This is a genomic window from Clostridium sp. 1001271st1 H5, assembly GCF_005845215.1.
In the GTDB taxonomy this organism is placed as follows: domain Bacteria; phylum Bacillota; class Clostridia; order Lachnospirales; family Lachnospiraceae; genus Enterocloster.
Genome location: NZ_SPHO01000055.1, coordinates 1 through 2,425, shown reverse-complemented (window position 1 = coordinate 2,425; position 2,425 = coordinate 1). Strand labels below are relative to the sequence as shown.

General features: G+C 54.3%; 3 protein-coding genes. All 3 read left to right on the top strand.

Features of this window, described 5'->3' with window-relative positions; all coding sequences use genetic code 11:
- The first annotated feature begins 182 nt into the window (after positions 1 to 182).
- Positions 183 to 1,133, top strand: coding sequence for a hypothetical protein (locus FGS84_RS30475; protein ID WP_006773008.1), 951 nt, complete (start codon positions 183 to 185; stop codon positions 1,131 to 1,133).
- On the top strand, positions 1,130 to 1,540 hold the full coding sequence (locus FGS84_RS30470; protein WP_002588992.1) for a hypothetical protein: 411 nt from the start codon (positions 1,130 to 1,132) through the stop codon (positions 1,538 to 1,540). Before FGS84_RS30475 ends, FGS84_RS30470 begins: the two co-directional genes overlap by 4 nt.
- Before the next feature lie 11 nt (positions 1,541 to 1,551).
- Positions 1,552 to 2,425 (top strand): hypothetical protein (locus tag FGS84_RS30465; protein WP_138311873.1); only part of this gene is annotated, 874 nt, incomplete at its 3' end.

Here is a 2,425-nt window from a genome sequence, read left to right as displayed (position 1 = left end):
ACAATATTCCTGACCTTTACGACGGCGCCATCGAGATCACGCCGATCCCCACCGTGGAGGAATTGAACGCCCATGTCTGGGGTGAGGAGTTCCACGCCTGCGTCATAGAGCAGGCGGAATTTGAGGCCGCCTGGGAAAGCCACACCTATGATGGAGCGTTAAAGTAGCCAGGAGGAGACACTATGAACAAACCTATAAAAGCCAAAAATCTGCCGTTGTTCTCCATCATTGACCTGGACCAGCTGCGCCGGGAAAAACATCTGGAGGGCACAGAAGTGACAGACTTTTTCACGGCAAGGGATGGAAAAGTCTATCTTCTCATGGAACAGCCGTCCGAAACACAGGGTAAGGACTGGCTCAGCACTCCTTCCACCTATACCGCAGTGGAAATCCAGCTGGATTGGGCGGAACAGCGGGTGCTGGAAACGACGCTGTTTCCTCTTGGCCTCTTGAAGTTCCAGTTTCATTATTTGCGGCCCGCAGGTGATCACTTCCTCCTGCTGGGGGCAAGATGCGCCTATCGGGAAAACGGCCCCGACCAGAACGCCTGGATCGTCAGCCGGGACGGAGCTGTGCTGTCCCGTTTCTGCCTGGGGGATGGCATTCAAGACTGTGTGGTAAAAAAAGATGGCACCATCATTACCAGCTACTTTGACGAAGGTGTATTTGGTAATTACGGTTGGGATGAACCTTTGGGTGCTTGCGGCCTGATTGCATGGACATCGGAGGGAACTCCTCTCTGGAAGAATGAGAACTATTCCATCTATGACTGCTACGCCATCAGCCTGGACGAAGAAGAAAACCTGTGGTTTTATTATTACGATGAATTCCGGCTGGTGCGGACGAACTTCAAAGAGGACTTTGTATTTGAACTGCCAATCGAAGGAAGCGGAGCTTTTTCTGTTGCCCCGTCCGGCAATACCTTCCTGTTTCAAGGCGGATACCAGCAACGGGATAAATTCTACTTCCTTACCGCTCATGGTGATCACCTTGGGAAAAAACAGGAGGCTATTCCCACCTGTGACGGAAACAAGGTCGCTGTGGAGCAGTGCAGCCTGCTTCGCAGCCGGATGTTGTTCCTTGGAAAAGATGGTGTGCTCTATGGAGGTATTTGGGGGAGCGATGGCCAATGAAACAGTCTGATATTTATACCGAGGCTCTGACCTGTCTGCGCTCCATCCTTCTGGCAGACCATCCAGAGTTCCAAAACTGGATCGACTGGTTGGAGCGGGACATTCAGGACTGGAACCAGCGGCGGGAGGTTGCCCACCATCTTCGGGCATACGGAGGTATGGGCTCGTTCAACGACCTGCCCAGTATGCGTGGAAATCACGACTATATTTTCGACTTTCTCAAGTCCGTGTGCTATGCCTTCGGCCATCTTTATGGCAAACGGGAAGGCATTTCTCCGGAGGCATTGATGGAGGAGTGCCTGCACGATGTAGAGCAGGCAGCCTATCACCCCCATAAGGCACTGAACCAAGCCATTGCCCAGCACTTGATGCAGGGCGATTTACAGGAAAACCTGGATAGGCTGTAGGAGGACTTGTTATGAACAAAAGACTATTCCGCACCCAATTCAATCAAATGGAAAACATCGAGAAGCAGGTGCTGATGGAGAGCCTGGCTGCTCGTTATGATATGACCTTTCTCGGTCTACATACCTTTGACCGCTGGGGCCAGAACTGCACCACCGGCATCTTCAAGAAAGATGGTCGGGAGTTCGTCTTTGTCCCCGGCGATACCGTCACCCTGGGCTGGGAGCAGTTTGCCGAGGGACTGAATCAGGAGAGCCGGGAGGAATTGGAGTATCTGTTCCGAGAATGGGAAATGGAGCAGAACCCGGCGGAACTCATCGGAGAGAGCATGGCTCTCGTCCGGCAAGCGGCCATTGGCCCCATGCTGGTGGGCCGGGAGCTGGAGGAACTCTGCTGGGAGTCAGTCAAGATGGACGATCCCAGGCTGACCGCCCACCCTGACTGGCCGAAGGAGTTCCGTGACTTTGCCTGGAGTGACAGCAGCAGTCTTACCTTGCACCAGTCGGCCCGCATAGAACGGACGGAAGATGGATTTCAGACCTGGATCTATAACCGCACAGACTACGATGAACTTCTTACCGGGCTGGAAAAGCAGGGGCTTTCGCTGCCCACGGCGGACGAGTGGGCCTACCTGTGCGGCGGCGGATGTCGGACCCTGTTCCCATGGGGAGATGGGTTAGACTACTCCATGCGTCTACGCTGGTTTGAGGACATGGATGAGGATGAGAACCGGCCCTATGATATGGAGGAACCCAACTTCTTCGGCCTGTCCATCGCCTACGACCCCTATATGCGGGAAGTGGTGCAGGCTGATAGACTTACCACCTGCGGCGGTGACGGCGGGTGCAATATCTGCGGCGGGCTGGGCCCATTTCTCGGTTTCCTAC